Raw genomic sequence first — 21,320 nt, forward strand, 5'->3', positions numbered from 1 at the left:
ACCCGCTGCTACGCGTCCGGTTCCTCCGTCCCGCCGTGCTGGCCCAGTTCATCCCGGATGATCGCGTGCCACTCGTCCCTCATCCGGCGCGCCGTGGCTTCGTTGAAGACATGGGTGTCGTACTTGAGGAACACCTTGTAGCCCGCGCCCTCCCGGTAGAACTCCGCGGACAGCACGTACTCTCCGGCGTACGGCAGGTCGTCGAACCGCCGCAGGTCCAACTCGCCCTGACCGGCCGGCGCGTCGTTGGTGAGCAGTTCGGCGCCGTCGAAGTTCTGGAACAGGAAGTTGGTCAGTACCAGCGGCTCGTCCTCCGCCCCCAGTGCCCGGGTGATCTCCCACAGGGGGTAGGCGCCGTGCTCGATGCCGGCGACCACCTTGCGCTGGAGCGGGCCGAGCAGTTCGGGGAGGCCGCCGGTGACCGCGCAGCGGATCGGCAGGCAGTTGGCGAACTGGCCGACCACGTCCTGGAACCGCTGCTCGTAGCGGGCGGCGGCGGTCATGCCCAGGATCAGGTCGTCCTGTCCGGTCAGCTCGTGCAGGAACCGCGCGTACGTCGCGAAGAGCACAATCGCCACGCTGACCCGGTGTTCCCGTGCCGTGTCGGCGAGTGCGGTGGCCAGTGCCGGCGGCAGCGTGAACGTCACCGTGTCCACGCGGGGCAGCCGCCTCGGGTCGTACGGCCGGTCGTACGGCAGCGCGAGCGTCCTGCGCGGGGCCGCCAACTCACCGACCCAGTAGTCGCGGTGCCGCGCGGCCCGTGGGCCGGTCAGCAGCGCCTCCTCCCAGGCGACGAAGTCGCCGTAGGTGGCCCGGCTCAGGTTCCCCCCGCCCCGGTAGGCGTCCTTGAGCGTGCGGACCAGGACCGCGGTCGACGTGCCGTCCAGCAGGATGTGGTGCGCGGTGATCATCAGCAGCCGGCGTCGCCCGGGGAGGGTCACCAGGTGCGTCCGGACCAGCGGGCCCGTCGCCAGGTCGAACGGGATGTTGACCAGCTCCCGCAGCCTGGCGAGTTGTGCGACGCGCGAGGCGGCCGCGATGTCGATCCGCTCGAACGACGGGACCCTGGTCGGGTCGATGTCCAGGTACGGCTCGCCGTCCCGCTCGCCGAGGACCGCGCCGAGCAGCGGGTGGAGCTCCGTCTGCGCGTGGATCGCCCGCTCCAGTGCCGCCTCGTCCAGGTCGCCGTGGATCTCGAAGAGGAGCGGGAGGTGGTAGGCGGTCGACTCCGGGCAGCGCCGCTGGTCCCGGTACATGGCCAGCTGCCCACGCGAGAGGTTCCACCGTTCGCCGGCCGGGCCCGCGAAGTGGGCGCACAGGCCGTCGATGGACTCCACCTCGAAGAGCAGGGTGGAGGAGACGTCGTCGCCGAACTCCTCGCGCAGGGCGTTGGTCAGCTGGAGGACCAGGATCGAGTCCAGGCCGTAGTCGGTGAGCCGGGCCGAGGTGTCGATCCGGTCGGCCGGGATGCCCAGGACGGCGGCGGCCTTGTCGAGGATGACCGCGGACGGGTCGGACAGCGCTGCGGGGGTGGCGGCGGGCGCCGGCTCGGGGCTCACCACCGGGGCGGGCCGGGGCGCCGGGACCGGGGCCGCCTCAGGGGCGACGACCGCGGTGCCGGACACCGGGGCAGGCGCGGGCTCGGATCGCGGTGTCGGCACCGTGCGCTCCGCGCCGCCGGCACCGGGCCGCGCCCCCGCCTTCGGAGTGCTCCCCGTCCCTTGCCGGGCGCGCCCTTTGGCCGCGCCGGCCAGTCCTTGCCGCGCCACGCCGTCGCTCTCCGCCGCGATGACCTGCTGCCCCAGCGGCCGCGCCTGCGAGACCGGGAAGACGACGGTGCCGAACCCCTCTCCGGTCAGCACGTCCCGCCAGCTCTCGGGCGACAGCGCCGGCGAGCCGGGGATCCGCAGCGACCGGTCGTCGAACAGCCACCAGCCCTCCAGCAGCCCGAACGTCAAGTGGCTGAAGAGGTCGAACGCCGACAGCTCGTTGAGCAGCAGCCATCCGCCGGCCCGCAGGGCGGCCTTGGCGTTGCGCAGGGTGTTGCGGGTGTCCCGGGTCGCGTGCAGCACGTTGGCGGCGATCACCAGGTCGAAACCGCCCTCGGCGACGTCCTGCCCGGCCAACGGCTGCTCGATGTTGAGGAGCCGGCAGTCCAGGTACGGCACGTCCGGCCCGTAGGTGGCCCGTGCGTGGTTGAGGAACGCCTTGGACAGGTCCGTGTAGACGTAGCTCTCGATGCTGTCCTGGTACGGCTTGAGCGCGGCGAACATCCCGGCGCTGGTGCCGCCGGTGCCGGCGCCGATCTCCAGGATCCGCAGCCGCGCACCGGGTTCGTGGCGCAGCCGCTCCGTGACGATGTCCACGGCGGCGCGGGCCATGGCCCGGTTGAACAGGTCGGCGGCCGGGTTGTCCCGGTAGCAGCCCTCCACCAGCTCCATCGAGCCGCGCGGGAAGATGATGTCGGTGGGTCGGATCCGGCCGGTCAGGACGTCCGGCAGGGCCCTGAGCGTGGCGGAGACCAGCCGCAGCTCGGCGGTGCGGTGGGCGTCGGTCGACCACAGCTCGCACTGCCGGTCCCACTGCGCCAGCACCACCTCCACCGGCTCGGCCGGCACGCCGACCCGCTCGGCGTGCGCCAACCAGTCGGCGTACAACGGCAGGATCGCGCCGTGGTCGAGGGACGCCAGCTGCGCCGCCAGGACCTTGGCCAACCACGGGTCGCGCTCGGTCCGGCGCCACCGCACGACCCCGTCCATGCGGCCGTCCACGTCGTCGGAGGTGAGCAGCAGCTCGCCGCGGACCCGGGAGGGCGTCGGCTCGTGCACGGTGACCTGGGTGGCGCGGTCGAAGTTGGCCAGGGTGTTGTGCTGGTTGGTCTTGATGAACGCCAGCTGTCGCTGGTCCCCGCCGAGCAGCGTGTCCAGGGCGGCGAGCCCCTCGTGCGGCTCGATCGACACCAGTCCGACCCGGCTCAGCCGCTCCCGGTAGAACGCGGAGGTGACGCTCCCGCGGTCGCCCCACCACCCCCAGTTCATGACCTTGACCGGGGTGTCCCAGTGCTGGCCGAGGGCGTGCGCATAGGCGTCGCTGAAGGTGCATCCGGCCGCGTAGTTGCCCTGGCCGGCGGCGGTCGTGAAGGACTGCATCGACGACAGCAGCACCGCGAAGTCCAGGGGCTCGCCGTCGAAGACCTCGGCCATCGCGGTCGTGACGTCGATCTTGGCCGCGAGTCCGGCGCGCAGCGTCGCCTCGTCCATCCTGGCGAAGGTGCTGTCCCGCAGGACGAGTGCGGCCTGCACCACCCCGTTGATCCGCGGGTGCCGCTGCCTGACCTCGGCGACGGCCCGGCGCAACGCGGCCGGGTCGCCGGCGTCGGCGCTGAGGTAGCGGACGGTGCCGCGTCCGGTGACGGCGCGCAGCTTGTCCTCCACGGACGCGTCGTGCGCGCTGCGGCCGATCCAGGTGACGTGCGCGCCGAAGTGCTGCACCACGTGCTGGGTCCAGGCGGTGCCCAGGCCGCCGGCGCCGCCGATCACGACGTAGACGCCGCCCTCGCGGTAGACCGGTTTCGCCGGTGCCGCACAGGGCGCCCAGCGTCGGGCCAGCCACTGGCCGGCGCGCCGGGCCCAGGCGTCGTCGGGTGACTGTGCGGGCAGCGCCGTGAGATCGGCCGGCCATTCGGGGGTGTCGAGGTCGACGCGTCGCACGGTCCACTGCCCGTACTCCCGCCCCAACGACCCGAACAGGCCGTGGAGTCCGGCGTGTGCCGGCTGGACGGCGTCGTGGGCGTGGGTGGCGAGGGCGCGGAGCGTGACCAGCGTGATCCCCAGCGGCCGGGCGTCGTATCCGGCAGCGAGCAGTGCCTTGATCATGCGGAACGCCGCGACGACGCCGTCGTTCTGGGCGGCGACGTGCCCGGGGGCGTCGGTGGGTTCGAGTTTGGTCTCGGGCGCGGCCCAGACCAGGTGGTCGACGGGGCCCAGCGCACGCAGCGCGGCGGTCGCCTCCTCGACGGTCGCCGAGGGCGGCAACGGCCAGGTCAGGGCGGTGTCGAACGGTGCGGGCCCGCCGACGACCAGGACCCGGTCCGTGCCGGACGGCACCGGCGCGTCGGCCGCGGTGATCGGGTCCCACACCGGAGCGAACAGTGCGGGCTCGGCCTGGACCGTGCGGCGCGAGGTGTATCCGGTGAGCCGTACGCAGACCTCGCCGTCGGCGTCCACCAGGTCGATGTCCAGCTTGTCGAGCGGTCCGGAGCCGCCGCCCCGCACGATCGCCCACATCGTCGGCGTGCACGGGGCGAACGCGTCCAGCTGGTCCAGGGCGAACGGCACGGCGGTGTCCCGCATCCCGGTGAGGTGGGCCGCCACCGCCGACTGGATCGCCGAGTCCAGCATCGCGGGCGTCAGCACCCCCGGCTCCGCCCCGTCGGGCAGCGCCAGTTCGGCCAGGACGATCCCGGAGCCGACGTGCGCCTGCCGGATCGCCCGGAGCGTCGGGCCGTGGTCGATGCCCATCGACACCAGGGCGTCGTGGATCCGGTCGCCGGAGACGGTCTCCCGGCAGTCCGCGCGCAGCGCGGCCAGGTCGGCCCGGGCCGGGCGCGGGGCGTCGGACGGCGTGATGCTGCCTTCGCAGCACACCGTGTCGCCGGTGGCGATCTCGAAGCGGTGGCCGCCCCTGCCGGTCGCGCGCACCGTCACCCGGGCCTCCACCGGGGTGTCGGCCACCTCCAGCGGCTGCACCCACGTCACGTTGCGCATCCGCACCGGGACGGTGCCGACCGCCCTGCGGGCCAGTTCGAGGGAGGCGACCGCGGGCAGGATGTGGCGGCCCTGCACCACGTGGTCGCGCAGCAGGCCGTGTTCACGAGTCAGCGTCACCCGGTCGTCGCCGGCCGCCGCGGGCCAGTACCGGTCGCGGGCGAACGGGTAGGTGGGCAGCGGGATGCGGCGCCCCTCGGCCGGTATCGGCTCGTCGGCGGGCAGGCGGGCCGGGACCGTGCCGTCGAGGACCTGGATCAGCTCCTCGCGGTCCCGGACCACACAGGCGAACCGGTGCGCGAAGCGCTGCCGGCCGACGGCCAACGTGTACGCGAGGTCGCCGAGGTCGATCGTGGCGTCGGCGCGCAGGTGGGCCGCCAACCGGCGCCTCTGCTCGTCGAGTTGCTGCTCGGTGCGCGCCGAGAGGACCACGGTGTGGGCCCGGTGCGGGGTCGCGGTGCGCGCGACGGGCGGCGCCTCTTCGAGTACGAGGTGTGCGTTGGTCCCGCTGGCGCCGAAGGAACTCACCACACCGCAGCGCGGCGCGCCGGCCGGCGCCTCCCAGGCGTGGGTGCGGGTGCTCAGGTAGAACGGGCTGCCGGCGAGGGGGATCGCCTCGTTGGCGGTCTCGAAGTGCAGCGAGGCGGGGATCTGCCGGTGCTTGAGGGCCAGCAGCACCTTGAGCACGCCCGCGACGCCGGCCGCGAACTGGGTGTGGCCGATGTTGGTCTTCAAGGAGCCGACCGCGCAGTACTCCGTCCTGTCGGTGTGGGCGCGGAAGGCGCGGTCGAGTGCCTGGAACTCGATGGGGTCGCCGAGCTTGGTGCCGGTGCCGTGCGCCTCGACGAGTCCGATCCGCGTCACGTCGATGTCGAACCGCTCGTACACCTCGCGCAGCAGGCTCTCCTGGGAGAGCGAACTCGGCGCGGTGATGCCGTTGGTGGCGCCGTCCTGGTTGACCCCGCTTGCCTTGATCACGCCGTGGATGTGGTCGCCGTCGGCCAGCGCGTCCGCGAGGCGCTTGAGCACCACGACCCCGACGCCCTCACCGGGCACGAAGCCGTCGGCGCGGTGGTCGAAGGTGTGGCAGCGCCCGGTCGGCGAGAGCATGCCGGCGCGGCCCGCGAGCCCGTACAGCCGCGGCGTGGACTGGAGGAACACCCCGCCCGCCAGCGCCATCGAGGTCTCACCGGACCAGAGGTCCTTGCACGCCAGGTCGATCGCCACCAGCGAGCTGGAGCACGAGGTGTCGACGGCGATCGCCGGGCCCTTGAGGTCGAGGAAGTAGGACACCCGGCTCGGGATGACCGACGTCATGTTGCCCCACAGGGTCTGCGCCGGGGCGTCCGGGTCGAGCAGCCCCTGGTAGTCCCCCGCCCAGGCTCCGACGTACACGCCGCAGCGCCGCCGGTCCATCTGCCCGGCGTATCCGGCGTCCTCCAACGCCTTCCAGGACTCTTCGAGCAGCAGCCGCTGCTGGGGGTCCATCACCGTGGCCTCGGTGCCGGAGATGTTGAAGAACATCGCGTCGAACTCGTCGATGCGGTCGAGGAATCCGCCCCGGGTGCAGCTGCTCACGCCGTCGAGGTCGAACCGGGTCGTCCCGGTGACCAGGTCGTCGCCGTCGGCCAGGTGCGTCCACAGTTCGTCCAGTGAGTCGGCGCCGGCGAACCGGCCGCTCATGCCGATCACCGCGATCGGTCCGCGCTCCCCGCCGACGCGCTCGTCCGCCCGGCGCTCGGTCCGCACCGGCGCGGGCTCCCCCGTCGCCTGCGGGGCGTCCGCCGGCTCCGACGCCGTGTCCGCGGCGCCCTCCGTGTAGACGAGGGTGTCCCGGTACGTGGTGAGCAGGTGTGCGGTCAGCCGGTCGGCGGTGCTGAAGTCGAAGACCACGCTGGTCGGGAGGTCCAGCGACAGCGCCTCGTTGAGCTGGTGCACCACGCGGATCGCCAGGATCGAGTCCAGGCCGTAGTCGGCGAACGCCAGGCCGCCCTCGATCTCGGCGACCTCCAGCGCCAACGCGCGGGCGACCTTCTCGCGCACCACGGCGGGCACGATCTCGTCCGGGCTCCGGCGCCCGGCGACGGGGGGCGCGGCCGCGGGCTCCGCGGCAGCGGGTGCCACGGCGGCCGGCTCCACGACGACGGGTTCGGCGACGGGTCGGGCGGCGGGTCGGGCGGCGCGTTCGACGATGGGCTCGGCCACGGGCTCGGCGGCCGGGGCCGCGACCTGTGCCGGCGCCGTCCGGGTCAGGTCACCGATCCAGAACCGGTCCTTGGCGAACGGATAGGTCGGCAGCGACACCACCCGGCGCGGCGCGCCCTGGTGCAGGCGCTCCCAGTCCACCGCGACGCCCGAGGCCCACAGCGCCGCCAGCTTGGACAGCTTGCCGGCCGCGATCCAGCGCTGCACCAGCAGCTCCTGGAGGTCGCCGTCGTCGGTGATCTCGGCGAGCAGACCGCCGGATGCCTCGACGGTGCCCCGGTGTCCCCGGCCGGCACGCAGGCTGGTCCTCAGTTCCTCGGTGGACGACACCGCGACCGCGTACCGCTCGGTCATCGCCTCCCGTCCGACCTGGAGCGTGAAGGCCAGGTCGGCGAGGTCGGTGTCCGGGTTGCGGTCGAGGAACCCGGCCAGCCGGTCGAGGGACGCGGTGAGCTGCTCGGGGGTCCTCGCCGAGAGGGCGACGACCTGTTCGGCGGTGTGCGTCGGGCCGTTGGTCGGCTGCACGGGATACTCCTCGACGATCAGGTGCGCGTTCGAGCCGCCGGCTCCGAACGAGGACACCGCAGCGATCCGCGGGCCCTCGCAGTGCCACGGGCTCAGCTCGCGCTGGACGCGGAACGGGGTCCGCTCGAAGGTGATGTTCGGATTGAGTCGTTCGGCGTGCAGGGTCGGCACGAGCTGCCGGTGCCGCATCTGGAGCAGGACCTTGGTCAGGCCGGCCACCCCGGCCGCGGCCTCCAGGTGGCCGATGCCCGACTTCACCGAGCCGATCGCGCAGTACTGCCGGTCGGCGGTGTCCTGCTCGAACGCGGTGGTCAGGCCCGTGATCTCGATCGGGTCGCCCAGTTCGGTGCCGGTGCCGTGCGCCTCGACGTAACTGACCTCCCGTGCGTGGACCCCGGCCCGGTCCAGCGCCTGTCGGACCAGATCCGCCTGGGCGACCGGGCTCGGCACGGTGTAGCCGGTGGTGCGGCCGCCGTGGTTGACGCTGGAGCCGCGGATCACCGCGAGCACCCGGTCCCCGTCGGCCTCCGCCCGGGACAGCGGCTTGAGGAGCACGCATCCGACGCCCTCACCGGGCACGAACCCGTGGCCGCCGGCGCCGAAGCTGCGGCAGTGCTGGTCGGGCGAGAGCATGCCGGAGCGGCACAGCTCGACGTAGTCCAGCGGATGGGTGTAGAGGTTCACGCCGCCGGCGATCGCCACCTCGCAGGCGCCGCGCCGGAGTTGCTCGCACGCCTCGTGGATCGCGGTCAGCGACGCCGAGCACATGGTGTCGATGGTCAGGCTCGGTCCGCGCAGGTCGAGCAGGTAGGAGGCGCGGGCGCTCAGCGAGGCGAACGACAGGCCGGGCACCACGAGTTCGCCCGAGGGCAGTCGGCCCACGTCGTGCCGGGCGTGGCCGACCTTGGTGACGCCCGCGAACACCCCGACCCCGTGGCCGTGGCGGTCGGCCAGGCGTGCCCTGGTGTAGCCCGCGTCCTCCAGGACTTCCCATGCGGCCTGGACGAAGAGCCGCTCCTGCGGGTCCATGGCGTAGGCGTCGCGCGGGGCGATGCCGAAGAACCTGGGGTCGAACGCGGCGAAGTCGTCCAGGAAGCCGCCCCACTTGCTGTAGCTGCGGCCGGTGGCGACCGCCGTGTTGCGGTCCGGTTCGAAGAAGCCGTCCAGCGGCCAGCGGTCCACCTCCCGGACGCAGTCGCGGCCGGCCCGGAGGTTGTCCCAGAACTGGTCCGGGTCGGCGGCGCCGGGGTAGCGCCCGCTCAGTCCGATGATCGCGATCGGCTCGTCGGTGCCGGCGGCCGGCGGTTCGGCGCGGCCGGTCGGCGTGTCGGCGGTCGCAGCGGGTGCGGTCGGCGTGTCGGTGGTGCTGGTGGGCTGCTGCGCCGGTTCCGGCCGGTGGCCGGTGAGTTGGCCGGCGACCGCCCGAAGGGTCGGCTGCTCGTAGAAGATCGTCGAGGAGACGTCGGGATGGGTCCGGATCAGCTCCCGGTTGAGCTGGAGGACCATCATCGAGTCCAGGCCGACCTCGACGAGCGGGCGGTCGGGGTCGACCGAACCCGGTGCGAGGCCGGTGACCTCGGCGAACACGGTGAGGAGATGGTCCAGGACGTCCGGGTCCGCGGTGGGCACGGGACGGGTCGCGATCGGTCGGGCCGCCGCGGCCGGCCGGGGTGTCGCGGCCGGCGCACCCGGCTGCGCCCGCCGCGGGTCGCCGTGGTGCACCCACACCTGGTCCGCCCCCGTGTGCCAGGCGTCGAGCAGGGCCGTGAGCCCCTCCTCCGTGGGCATCGGGGCCAACCCCCGGTCCTCCCACAGATATGCCCGAGCACGGTCGTCCACCCGCATGCCACCGTCCTCCCACAGCGGCCACGCCAGCGACAGCGTGCGCCCGCGGCGCCGACCCTCGGCGACCCGCGTGTTGCGCACGGCGGCGAACTCGTCGAGGAAGGCGTTGGCGGTCGCGTAGTCGGACTGGCCGGGGTTGCCGGTGAGCGCGGCGCCCGAGGAGAACGTCAGCAGGAACTCCAGCGGGCAGTGCTCGGTGGCCCGGTCGAGGTGCACGAGACCGTCCACCTTGGTCGCGACCACCTCGTCCCACTGCTCGACGGTCTTCTCCGCGAGCAGCGCGTCCCGGACCACGCCGGCGGCGTGCACGATCCCGGTGAGCTCGCCCGCCTCGGCGACGAGGTGCCGCACCTCCTCCCAGCGGGAGACATCGGCACGCACATACCGCGCGTCCGCGCCGGCCTGCCGCAACTCGGCGAGCAGGCGGTCTACTTGGCTGTCGCCGGGCGACCGGCCGGCCAGCACCAGGGTCGGTCGCCGCACGTCCGCGGCGATCCGGCGGGCCAGGCGGGCGCCGATACCGCCCGCGCCGCCCGTGATCAGATACCCGCCGCCGTCGCGCCACGGCGTGCCGGCCGCCGTGCCCGCACGCGCGGCCGGCGCCCAGGTGCGGGTGTGCCGGACACCGTTGCGGTAGACCACGAGATCGTCGGTGGCCTCGGCGTTCTCCGCCACGACGGCGGCCAGGTCGGTGCCGCCGGCGTCGTCGATGCCGATGACCTGGCCGGCGATCCGGGGGTTCTCCTTGGCGACGGTCCGCAGCAGGCCGGCCAGGGCGATGTCGTCGGTGACGACCTGCACCAAGGTGGTGCCGGCCCGGGCGTCGAGGCCGCGGACGGTCTCCAGCAGCTGCCACGACAGGTCGCGGAAGCGGCTCTCCGGCCGCCGCTTGACGGTGTCCAGGTGGAGCGCGCCGGGCACGGACCCGTCGATCCCGCACAGCACCACGACACGCCGGTCGTACCGGCCGGTCGCGGCCGCGGGCGTCGGCGTCCACCGCGGCGTGAGCAGGACCGTGCCGATCTCCTGCGCGTCGCCGCCGCGTTGCTCGGTGCGGTGACCTCGCCCGGCCCCGGAGGGCTGCTCGGCGCCGGGAAGGTGCCTGGTGCCGGGGATCCAGAACCGGTCCCGGGCGAAGGGGTATCCGGGCAGCTGCACGCGCCGGGGCGGTGTGCCGCCGAACGCCGCGCGCCAGTCGACGGTGGCGCCGTCGATCCACTCCCCGATCAGGCCCTCGCCGACCCCACGGTCGCCGGTGGTGACGAACGCCCGTAGCCGATCGAGGAGTTCGGCACGCGACGAGACGATCCAGCCGACGCGTTCCGCCATCTCCTCGCGGCCGATCTGCAGGCTCCACGCGACGGACGGCAGCGGGACGTCGTCCGACCTCTCCAGGTAGGACAGCAGGTCCCGGGCGCGGGCGGTCAACTGCTCCCGGGTGCGGGCCGACAGCGGCACCGCCACCGTGGTGGCGACCTCCCCGTCCTGGTCGCGGGGAACGTATTCCTCGACGACGACATGGGCGTTGACGCCGCCGAACCCGAAGCTGCTCACCCCGGCGCGCCGCGGCGCGGGGCTGCCGTCACGGTTGCGGGGACGCGCCCAGGGCTCGTTCTCCCGCACGATGTGGAACGGGCCGTCGGCCAGTTCGATGTACGGGTTGACCTGCTGGACGTGCTGGGTCGCGGGCAGCACACCGTGCTTCAGCGCGAGCAGCACCTTCAGCAGTCCGGCGATGCCGGCGGCCGACTCCAGGTGGCCGATGTTGGTCTTGACCGAACCGAGGCCGCAGGCTCCGTCGTCACGGCGTCCCAGCCGGCGGAACGCCGTGCGCAGCGCGCGGACCTCCACCGGATCGCCGAGGGCCGTGCCCGTGCCGTGCGTCTCCAGGTAGCCGACGGTGTCCGGGTCGAGGTCGCCGAGGGCGGCCGTCACCAGCTCGGCCTGGGCGTCGGCGTTCGGCGCGGTCAGCGAGTTCGCCCGCCCGCCGTGGTTGCACGCGCTGCCCCGGAGCACGCCGAGGATCGCGTCGCCGTCGCGCTCCGCCGCGGCCAACGGCTTGAGCACGACCGCCCCGACGCCCTCGCCGCGCACATAGCCGTTGGCGTCGGCGTCGAAGGTCTTGCACAGGCCGTCCGGGCTGAGCATGCCCGCGCGGTGCGCGCTGACGAACGCGTCGGTGCTGAGCAGCACGTTCACCCCGCCCGCGACGGCCATGTCACAGGCGCCGGAACGGATCGCCTCCATCGCCCGGTGCACCGCCACCAGCGAACTGGAGCAGGCCGTGTCGATCGGTTCGCTCGGGCCGCGCACATCGAGCAGATAGGAGATGCGGTTGGCCAGGATCGAGTGCGTCGTCCCGGTCGCGGTGAAGGCGTCCGGTGCCACACCGAGCGAGGTGAGCAGGGTCGCGTAGTCGTTGCCCGTGACGCCGAGGAACACCCCGGTGGTGGTCGGCAGGTCCGCCGGCCGGTACGCGCTGTCCTCCAGCGCCTGCCACACCGTCTCCAGCGCGAGGCGGTGCTGCGGGTCCATCAGATCGGCCTCGCGCGGCAGGATGCGGAAGAAGCCGGCGTCGAAGGCGTCGATGTCGTCGAGGGCTCCGACCCGCTGGGGGAAGTCCTGGGCGGCAATCGTCCGGCGCTGGTTCTCGTCGTACCGGTGCAGCGGGAAGGCGGTGACGGAGTCCTTGCCGGCCACCAGGTTCGCCCAGTACTCGTCCAGGTCGCGGGCGCCCGGGAAGCGCCCCGCCGCGCCGATGACGGCGATCGGCAGCCGCGGATCGGCCGCGCCGCCGGCCGGCTCCGGCCGGGCCTCGGCGCGCACCGGCTCGGGCCGCTCCTCGACTCGGGCCGGCTGCGGCGGTCGGGCCTCGACCGTGACGCCGTGCTCGTCGGCGAGGTAGGTGCCCAGTCCCTCCAGCGTGTTGACGTCGAAGAAGACCGCCGGGCTGATCGTGACGCCGAACCGCTCGTGGATCTCCTTGGCGAAGGCCACCAGCGAGATGGAGGCGAAGCCGAACGCGTCCAGGCCGGTGCGCGGGTCGAGTTCCTCCGGCGCGAACTTGAGGATGTCGGCGGCGATGGACCGCAGCACGTCCACGACGGCCGGCACGGGCGATGCCACCGGCTCGATGCTCACCGGCTCCGGTTCGACGGGTGCCGGGGCGGCCTGCGGTACCGGGCGGTCGGCCGGCGTCGTCCCTCCGACGCCGCGTCGCACGCCGGCCAACTCCCCGACGACCTCGCCCGTTTCGCCGGCCAGGACGATCCGGTCGGCTTCGAAGAGCACGTGGGCGACCGGCACGCCGGCCCGCACGTGGATCTCCGCGACGTGGTTGAGCGCGGTCCGGGCCCAGTCCGGTGCGCCGGCGCGCCGGGCCTCCCACTGCACGCCCTGGGCGAGGGCGGCCAGGACGTACGGCTCCACGGTGACGTTGCGTCGCGCGTGGTCCTGTTGGAACGCGGGACGGCCGACCCGCAGCACGGTCCGCTCGTCCGGCGTGCAGAACACGCCGTCGACCGCGCACGACGCCGGCTTGTAGTCCAGCCCGCCGTCGGCCAGCTCCGCCAGGAACTGCTCCCGCGTGCGCACCTGCCGCAGGTCGGCCAGGTCGATCCGACCGGACGGCGGCGTGGCGGCGCGCACGGTGAACTCCACGGCCGCCGACCCGTCGTCGGTCCGCACGATGCCGTGGCCGTCGGCGAACTCCGTGACCAGCCGCCGGGTCGCGGACCAGTCGACGGGCCGCAGCACGCGCAGGTCGTGGACCGACGCCTGTGCGGCGAATCCGCTGACCTTCGCGGTGGCCAGCGCGAGGTCCACGGCGAAGGTGGGCACGACGGCCGGCGCCTTGTCCCGGCGGTAGCCGTAGTCGAGCAGGTCGTCGAGGTGGACGTCCGTCGCGTAGCGCAGGCCGCGGACGTCGGACGCATTGCGCCCCAGGAACGGGTGCAGCCGCTCCCGCAACGCCAGCGGGGCCAGCACGGACGGCGCGCCGTCGGTCTGCTCGACCCAGCACCGCACCTTCTCGAACGGGTACGCCGGCAGCGACACCCGGCGCGCCGTCGGCAGTTGGTCCCAGTCGACGCTCCGGCCGGCGACCCAGGTCGTCGCGAGGTCGTGCGCGGGCAGCTCCCGTCGCCCGGCGAGGTAGCCGTCGACGGCCGCCAGCGCGGACCTCTTGTCCGCCGCGACGAACGCCCAGCGGTGGGCCAACTCGTTCTTGCCCACGCGCAGGGTGAACGCGATGTCGGGGAGATCGGCCTCCGGCGCCCCGGCGAGGTAGTCGCGGAAGGAGACCAGATAGCGCCCGAGCGCGGCCTCGTTCATCGCGGAGAACACGAAGAGCTGCTCGCCGAACGGCTCCCGGCGCGCCGGACGTTCGGGGTACTCCTCCAGAATGATGTGCGAGTTCATGCCGCCGGCGCCGATCGAGGTGATGCCGGCCCGGCGGGGGTGGGCGACCTCCCGGCCGTCCACCACGGTGACCGGGGGCTGCCAGTCGGCGAGCGTCTGCTGCACCCGGAAGGGCGTGTCGGTGAAGTCGATGTCCGGGTTCAGTTCCGTGCTGTGCAGGGACGGCACCAGCTTGCCGTGCCGGAACTGGAGCAGCACCTTGGCCAGCCCGATCATGCCGGCCGCCGCCAGCAGGTGCCCCATGTTGGCCTTGACCGATCCGAGCGCACAGAACTGCCGGTCCGGGGTGTGCTTGCGGTACGCCGTGGTCAGCGCGCGGACCTCGATCGGGTCGCCCAGCGCGGTGCCCGAGCCGTGCCCCTCGACATAGCTGATCGTCCTGGGGTCGACGGCGGCGTCCGCCACCGCCTTCTCGATCGCGTGCGCCTGCATGCCCGGGTTCGGCACGGTGAAGCCGTTGCGGGTGCCGGCGTTGGACAGAGCGGTGCCCTTGATGACGGCGTACACTTGGTCGCCGTCGCGCTCGGCGTCGACCAGCGGCTTGAGCACGACCGCGCCGACGCCCTCGCCGAGGATGGTGCCGTCCACGCCCCGGCCGAAGCTGCGGATGACGTCGGAGGTGCCGGTGGTGAAGTGCTCCTGCGACGAGGCGATCAGGTTGTACGGGTGCAGCATGAGGTTGATGCCGCCGGCGACCACCATCCGGCACTCGCCGGCCCGCAGCATCTGGACGGCCTGGTGCACGCACGTGGACGAGGCCGAGCACATGGTGTCCACGAAGAGCGACGGCCCGGTCAGGCCGTAGAAGTAGGACAGCATGTTGGGGATCGTCCCGGTGTAGCTGCCGCTCTGCGGCGCGCCCCGGGTCAGGCCGTTCTGGAAGCCGTAGAGGTTGTAGTGGTTGCTCATGGTGCCCACGAGCACGCCGACATCGCCCTGGTAGCGGCGGTGGATGGTCTCCCGTGAGTAGCCGGCGTCCTCCAGCGCCTGCACGCCGGCCTGGAGGAACAGCCGCACCTCCGGGGACATCTGCTCGGCCTCGCGCTTGGAGATGCGGAAGTAGCGGGGGTCGAAGGCGTCGATGTCGCGGAGGAAGGTTCCCGTCCTGATCACGCTCTTGCCGAGCACGGCGCGGTCACTGTCGTGGACCGCCGCGTGGTCCCAGCGGTCGGCGGGGATCTCCTCGAAAGTGTGCCGGCCGTTCTCCAGCAGCTCCCACAGCTCGTCCATCGTGTCGGCGCCGGGGTAGCGCCCGGACACGCCGATGATCGCGATGTCGTGCCGGTCGTCGCGTGCGTCGGGTGCGTCGGGTGCGTCGGGTGCGGAAGCGCCTGCGGTGCCGGGCTCGGCGGCGGGTTCGCGGACCCGTGCGGTGGTGGGCCCGGCCGCGTCGTCGAACCGCGTCGCCGGGGCGTTCGGCCGCTCGGCCGGGGCGTCCCGTCCTGCGTCCGGCGTCCGTGCCCGCTCCGTCTTCCCCAGCACGGCTTCCAGTTGTTCGCGCCGCGACTCCACGAAGTGCGCGGCCACGTCCGCGATGTTGAGGTACTCGAAGAAGATCGTCTTGGACAGCGGCCCGAAGAGCTTCTCCAGTTGGGCGGTCACCCCCAGGATGCTCAGCGAGTCGATGCCGTACTCGATCAGGTTGGTGGTCGACTCCAGGTCTTCCGGGGCGTGTCGGAGGACCTCGGCGACGACGCCCTTGAGCAGGTCCTCGGCCCGCGCCTGGAGGTCGTCCGCGCCGGCCCGGTCGCCCTCCGCCACGCCGCCGGACGACGCCACCGGCGCCGGCGCCGCGCGGCGGGCCGCGCCGAGGGTGGCCTCGGCACCGTAGGCGACGACGAGGTGCGCGGGGGCGTCGGCGAGCAGGGACCGGCCGAAGGCGCGCAGCCCGTCCTCGGTGGGCAGGGGCTGCCACCCGCGCTCGCGGCGCATCGACTCCAGGGTTACCTCGTCCATGGTCATGCCGCCTTCGGCCCACAGCGGCCAGCTGACGGCGACGGTCCTCCCGCTGCGCTCCCCCGCCTCGACCAGCGACTGCCGGTGCTCGGCGAAGGCGTCCAGGAAGGCGTTGGCCGCCGCGTAGTCGGACTGCCCCGGGTTGCCGTAGACGCTGGCGACCGAGGAGAACAGCGCGAAGAAGTCCAGGTCGAGATGGCGGGTGGCGGCGTCGAGGTTGAGCGTGCCGCGGACCTTCGGCGCGGTCACCAGGGGGACGTCGGCGAGGTCCTTGCGCAGCAGGTACTGGTCGCGCAGCACACCGGCGGCGTGCACGACGCCGTCGAGCGAACCGTGCTCCCGCACGACCGTCTCGACCGCGGCCCGCACGGCCTGGGCATCGGCCACGTCGACCGGCAGGTAGTGCGCGTCGACGCCCTCGGCCCGCAGCGCCGCGACGGAGCCGGCCGTGGAGCGACCGCTGAGCACGACCGTCGCCTCCGCGCGGCCGAAGTAGCGGGCGAGGTGCGGGCCGATGCCGCCGAGGCCACCGGTGACCCAGTACACCCCGCCGGCCCGCAGCTCGGGCACCCGAGGACCGGCACCGAGCCGTGTCTCGACGGGCTCCCGCACCTGCCGGGTGCCGTCGGCGGAGTAGCGGACCTCGGTGTCGGCGGAGTCGTCGGCGCCTTCCTCGCGGACGAGCCGCGCGACCTGTTCCGGGGAGGCCGCAGCCAGGCCCGCGACCCGCACGATGCGGCCCGAGACGAGCGGGTTCTCCAGGGCGACGGTGCGGAACAGGCCGGTCAACGGGGCGTGGAAGTGCGCCGGCACCCGGGCGTCGACCAGCGCCAGGAACCGGTGCTCGCCCTTGGGGCCGGCCGCGAGCAGCTGCTGGACCTCGGCGAACACCTGCTCCGTCATGGCCTCGACGCCGTCGGCCGGATGGGCCGGAGCGATCTCCGGCAGGGTCACGGAGTGCGTGGTGCGGGAGCCGTCGCCCGGGTTCGTCGTCCGGTCGATCCACCGCGTGGTCGCGGTGACGACGCGCGGGCCGGCGTCGGTGGTGCGCTGGGCGAGGCCGCGCAGGCTGGCGCTGATCACGCCGTCGCGGTCGCACAGGTCGATGTCGAACTTGGCGAGCGCCCCGGAGTCGCCGCTGCGTCGGACCCAGGCCCAGGTCTCGGACGGGCAGGGCCGGTGGACCTGGAGTTCGTCGAGGGCGAAGGCCAGGGTCGGGCCGGTGCTCTCGCCCATCAGGAGCACGGAGGTCTGGAAGGCGGCATCCAGGAGGCTCGGCGGCAGCACGCATCCGTCGGCCGCGGTGGTCTGGATGCGGGCGAGCGCCTCGTCCTGCCCCACCCGGATGTCGCGCAGCGCGCGCATGTCCGGCCCGTATTCCAGTCCCTGGGCGTCGAGTTGGGCGTACATCTCGTCGGGGTCGCGCGGGGTCGCGCAGGACGCGCGCAGGGCGTCCAGGTCCAGTGGCGACGGCTCCGGCACGGTGACGAGCTCGGCGGAGCCCACGCTGTGGGTCGTCTCGCCCCGGCGGAACTCGAACGCGATCGTGTCGCCGCGCGGGGTCAGTCCGATGTGCACGTCGACCGGCTCGTCCACGACGATCGGCCGCATCCACGCGACGTCGCGCAGCCGGACCGCCCCGTCCCCGGTCGCCGCGGACTCCACCGCGGCCCGCGCCATTTCCAGGTACGCGACCGCGGGCAACACGCGCGCTCCGCGCACCTGGTGGGAGGCCAGGAAGGGCTCGGACCCGGTGAAGGTGCTGGTGTAGCGCTGTTGCGCCAGGTCGGAGGTGTTGCGGTGGACGAGCGGGTGCAGCGCCGCGGGGTCCGGCGTCTCGGCCGCCGGGGTGCGGTACCAGTGCCGGTCGCGGGCGAAGGGGTAGGTGGGCAGCCGGACGCGATGCGCCTCGGGGTCGTGGGGCCAGTCGGCGGTTCCCCCGCGGACCCACTCCTCGGCCGCGGCGACCGTGTCCGGGCCGGCCCCGGCGGGGTTGTGGACCTCGCCGTCGGTCACCGACGCCAGCGCGTCGATGAGCTGCTCCCGGTCCGCGACGACGAGCACGGCCCGGGCCGCCATCGGCTCCCGGCCGACCTGGAGGGTGTGCGCGATGTCGGCCAGCGACTGGCGCGGCCGCAGCGCGCTCTTGGGGGCCCGCAGATGGTCCCGCAGCTGCTCGGCCAGCGCGCGCAGCCGCTCCGGCTTCTTCGCCGAGAGCGGGATGACGTACGGTCCCGGCGCCTCGGCGGCCGACTCCGCACGGGCCGGCTCGTCACGAACCGACTCCTCCCTGGCCGGTTCCTCCAGCAGCACATGGGCGTTGGTGCCGCCGAAGCCGAAGGAGCTGACGCCCGCCCGGCGCGGTGTCCCCTCGTCGGCCGGCCACGGCTGGGTGTCGCCGACGATGTAGAACGGGCTGCCGTCCAGGTCGATCAGCTGGTTCTGGTTGCGGAAGTTGACGGTCGCCGGCAGGGTCCCGGCGGCCATCGCGCCGATCACCTTCACCACGCCCGCCACGCCGGCGGCCGATTCCAGGTGACCGATGTTGGTCTTCACCGAGCCGATGCCGGTGCTGCCCGGCCGGGGTTCGGTCCCGTTGGCCTCGTGCAGGTTTCGGAAGGCGCGGGTGAGGCCGAGGATCTCGATCGGGTCGCCGACCGGTGTGCCCGGCCCGTGGGCCTCGATGTAGCTGACGGTCTCGGGCGCGATCCCGGCGCGGGTGTAGACGTCCTCGATCAGGGTGGCCTGCGCGGTCGGGTTGGTCACCGTCAGCGAGTTGGTCTTGCCGCCGTGGTTGGTGCCGACGCTCTTGATCACCGCGTGCACGGGGTCGCCGTCCGCCACGGCCCGGGCCAGCGGCTTGAGCAGCAGGACGGCGCCGCCCTCGCCCCGGACGAATCCGTCGGCGCCCTCGTCGAAGGCGTGCGAGGTGCCGGTGGGCGAGAGCATGCTGGCCTTGCTGAACGCCACGAACAGCTTCGGCGACCAGCACAGGTTGACACCTCCGGCCAGCGCCAGGTCGCAGTCGCCGTTGTGCAGTGCGGAAACCGCCTCGTAGAGGGAGACCAGGGAGCTGGAGCAGGCGGTGTCGTTGGCGATGCTGGGGCCGTGGAAGTCGAAGAAGTACGACAGGCGGTTGGCCACGATCGAGTACGCGGTGCCGGTCGGGAAGTAGACGTCGGTCGGCACGTCGTCGCGCTCGATCAGCTCGGCGTAGTCGCCGTGGCACACGCCCATGAACACGCCGGTGCGGCTGCCGGCGAGCGTGCCCGCCCGGTAGCCGGCGTCCTCGATGGCCTGCCAGGCCAGCTCCAGCGCGAACCGCTGCTGCGGATCCATCGTCTCCGCCTCGCGCGGCGAGATGTTGAAGAAGGCCGCGTCGAAGCGGTCGGCGTTCTCGATGAAGCCGGCCCAGACGCTGTTGGTCTTCTCCTCGCCGCTGCGCGGATCGCCGAAGTAGCGTTCCTTGGACCACCGTTCGGCGGGCACCTCGGTGATCAGCGAGCGGCCCGCCGCAAGGTGGTCGAACAGCTCGACCAGCGTGTTGGAACCAGGGAACCGCAGTGCGAGCCCGATGATCGCGATGTCGTCGGCAGCCATCAGCGCTCTCCCACCTTCTGCACGGCACGGCGGTTGTCGACGGTCACCCGCAGGTTCAGGTCGGCGGGCGCCGACGTGCCGGGCCGCCCGCTCCCGTCACCGAGCACGAACTGTTGGTTGAGCACCGCTGTGGTCAGCAGATACACGAAGGTCTGATCCTCCTTGGTGCTGATCTCCTCGACCGGCGAGGACATGATCTTGTCGACCAGGCGACGGGCGAACTTGTGGTCCAGGCAGTCGATCTCGGCCAACTCGCGGTCGGACAAGAGGAGTTCCAGGTATTCGGGACGGCTGTCCTTGAACGCGGCGCTGCCCGGTGCGCGGTAGGGCTGCTTGGGACGGTTGGTGGTCCACTCCGGGAGCTCGGCGCGGAACGCCTTCTTCAGGATGGCCTTCTCGATCTGGCCGTCGTCGTAGCGGAGGTTGACCGACGCGGCAGCGCGCACCACGGCCGGGTCCAGGAACGGGCAGCGGTTCTCGACGCTGTGCGCCAGCGCGGCGCGCTCCCCCTGTGTGGACAGCAGGAACCCGGCCAGCAGCGTCTTGTACTCCAGCCACTGGGCCTTGTGCACGGCGGACATGCCCGGGTAGCCGGGCGCCGCGGCGACCAGGTCGAGCAGATCGGCGAACGGGTCGCGGCGGTCGGCGAGCAGACGCGCCGCGAACCGGCCGTTCTGGTAGCGCATCTCGTGGGAGAACAGGCCCGGCAGCCGTTCCGCCGAGAACTGCTGGTACAGACCGAGCAGGTGGGCCTGGTGGGCGGGACCGAAGTGCGCCAGTTCCGGGTGGAGGTTGGCCAGCCTGGTGCGGCGCTCGTCGTCGGGCAGCTCGTTCCACTGCTCGCGCAGCAGGGTCTCGCGGAACAGCGAGTAGCCCAGGAACGCCTCGTCGGCGCCCTCGCCGCTGAGGACGGTCTTGATGCCGGCGTCGCGGACGTGCCGGGACAGCAGGAACATCGGCACGAACGAGGTGCGGAAGGTGGGGACCTCTGCGTGGTACACCGCGGCCGGGAAGTTGTCGGTGATGTCCGCGCTGGTGATCGGGACCGTGCAGTGCACGGTGCCCAGGTGCTCGGCGACCAGGGACTGGCTGTCGGACTCGTCGAACGTCTTGTCCTGGAACGCCACGGAGAACGTGCGGACCTGGTGCGGGGAGAGCTGGGTGGCCAGCCTCGTCACGATCGAGGAGTCCAGGCCGCCGCTGAGGTAGACACCCACCTCGACGTCGGTGCGCAGGCGCATCTCCACGCTGGTGCGCAGGGTGTCCCGGACGAAGTCGATCGCCTCGGCCTCGGTGCCGTCGAAGCCCGGGACGTCGAAGTCGAGGTCCTCGTAGGGCCGCAGGGAGCGGCGTCCCCCGCTGAGGGTCAGCACCGAGGCCGTCGGCAGCTGGCGGATGCCGTGGAACGGCGTGCGGTCGGGCAGCGGCGTCCACACCCCGAAGGTGGTGGCCAGTTCGTTCGGGTCGAGTGCGAAACGGAATCCGGGAAAGGCGCGGAACGCCTTCATCTCGGACGCGAAGAGGAAGTCATCGCCGTGGTCGGCGTAGAACAGCGGACGTTTGCCGTACCGGTCGCGGGCCAGTACGAGGTCGCCGGTCAGCGCGTCCCTGATGGCCACCGCGAAGGCGCCGTTGAAGCGGGTGAAGCAGTCCGATCCCCACTGGATCCATGCCTGGAGCACCACTTCGGTGTCGGAGTGGTCGGTGCGGAACGGCCGCCCGAGCCGGGCGAGTTCCGCGCGGAGCTCGATGTGGTTGTAGATCTCGCCGTTGAAGCAGATCCAGTAGCGCCCCGAGGGGTCGCTCATGGGTTGCGAGCCGTCGGCTGGATCCACGATGGCCAGCCGCACCGCGCCCATGGCGATGCCGTCATCCAAGTAGTAGCCGGCCTCGTCCGGCCCGCGGTGACGAATGTTCGACAGCATCGAGGTGATGACCCCGGCGGTGGCATCGGGATGCACCGAGGTCGAGAGGAATCCAGCCAACCCGCACATGATCCGTCCT

2 protein-coding genes are annotated in these 21,320 nt (G+C 72.9%); both read right to left on the reverse strand.

The window, feature by feature from the left end:
* Positions 1 to 8 precede the first annotated feature (8 nt).
* Positions 9 to 19,316: an SDR family NAD(P)-dependent oxidoreductase gene (locus tag JNO44_RS05875; protein WP_205362028.1), complete on the reverse strand. Its 19,308-nt coding sequence runs from the start codon at positions 19,314 to 19,316 to the stop codon at positions 9 to 11.
* Positions 19,316 to 21,310, reverse strand: a complete 1,995-nt coding sequence (gene asnB / locus JNO44_RS05880; protein WP_205362029.1) for an asparagine synthase (glutamine-hydrolyzing) — start codon at positions 21,308 to 21,310, stop codon at positions 19,316 to 19,318. The genes JNO44_RS05875 and asnB overlap by 1 nt, the downstream gene beginning before the upstream one ends.
* Positions 21,311 to 21,320: the final 10 nt, after the last annotated feature.

Origin of the sequence: Streptomyces noursei (genome assembly GCF_016917755.1) — a bacterium.
In the GTDB taxonomy this organism is placed as follows: domain Bacteria; phylum Actinomycetota; class Actinomycetes; order Streptomycetales; family Streptomycetaceae; genus Streptomyces; species Streptomyces yunnanensis.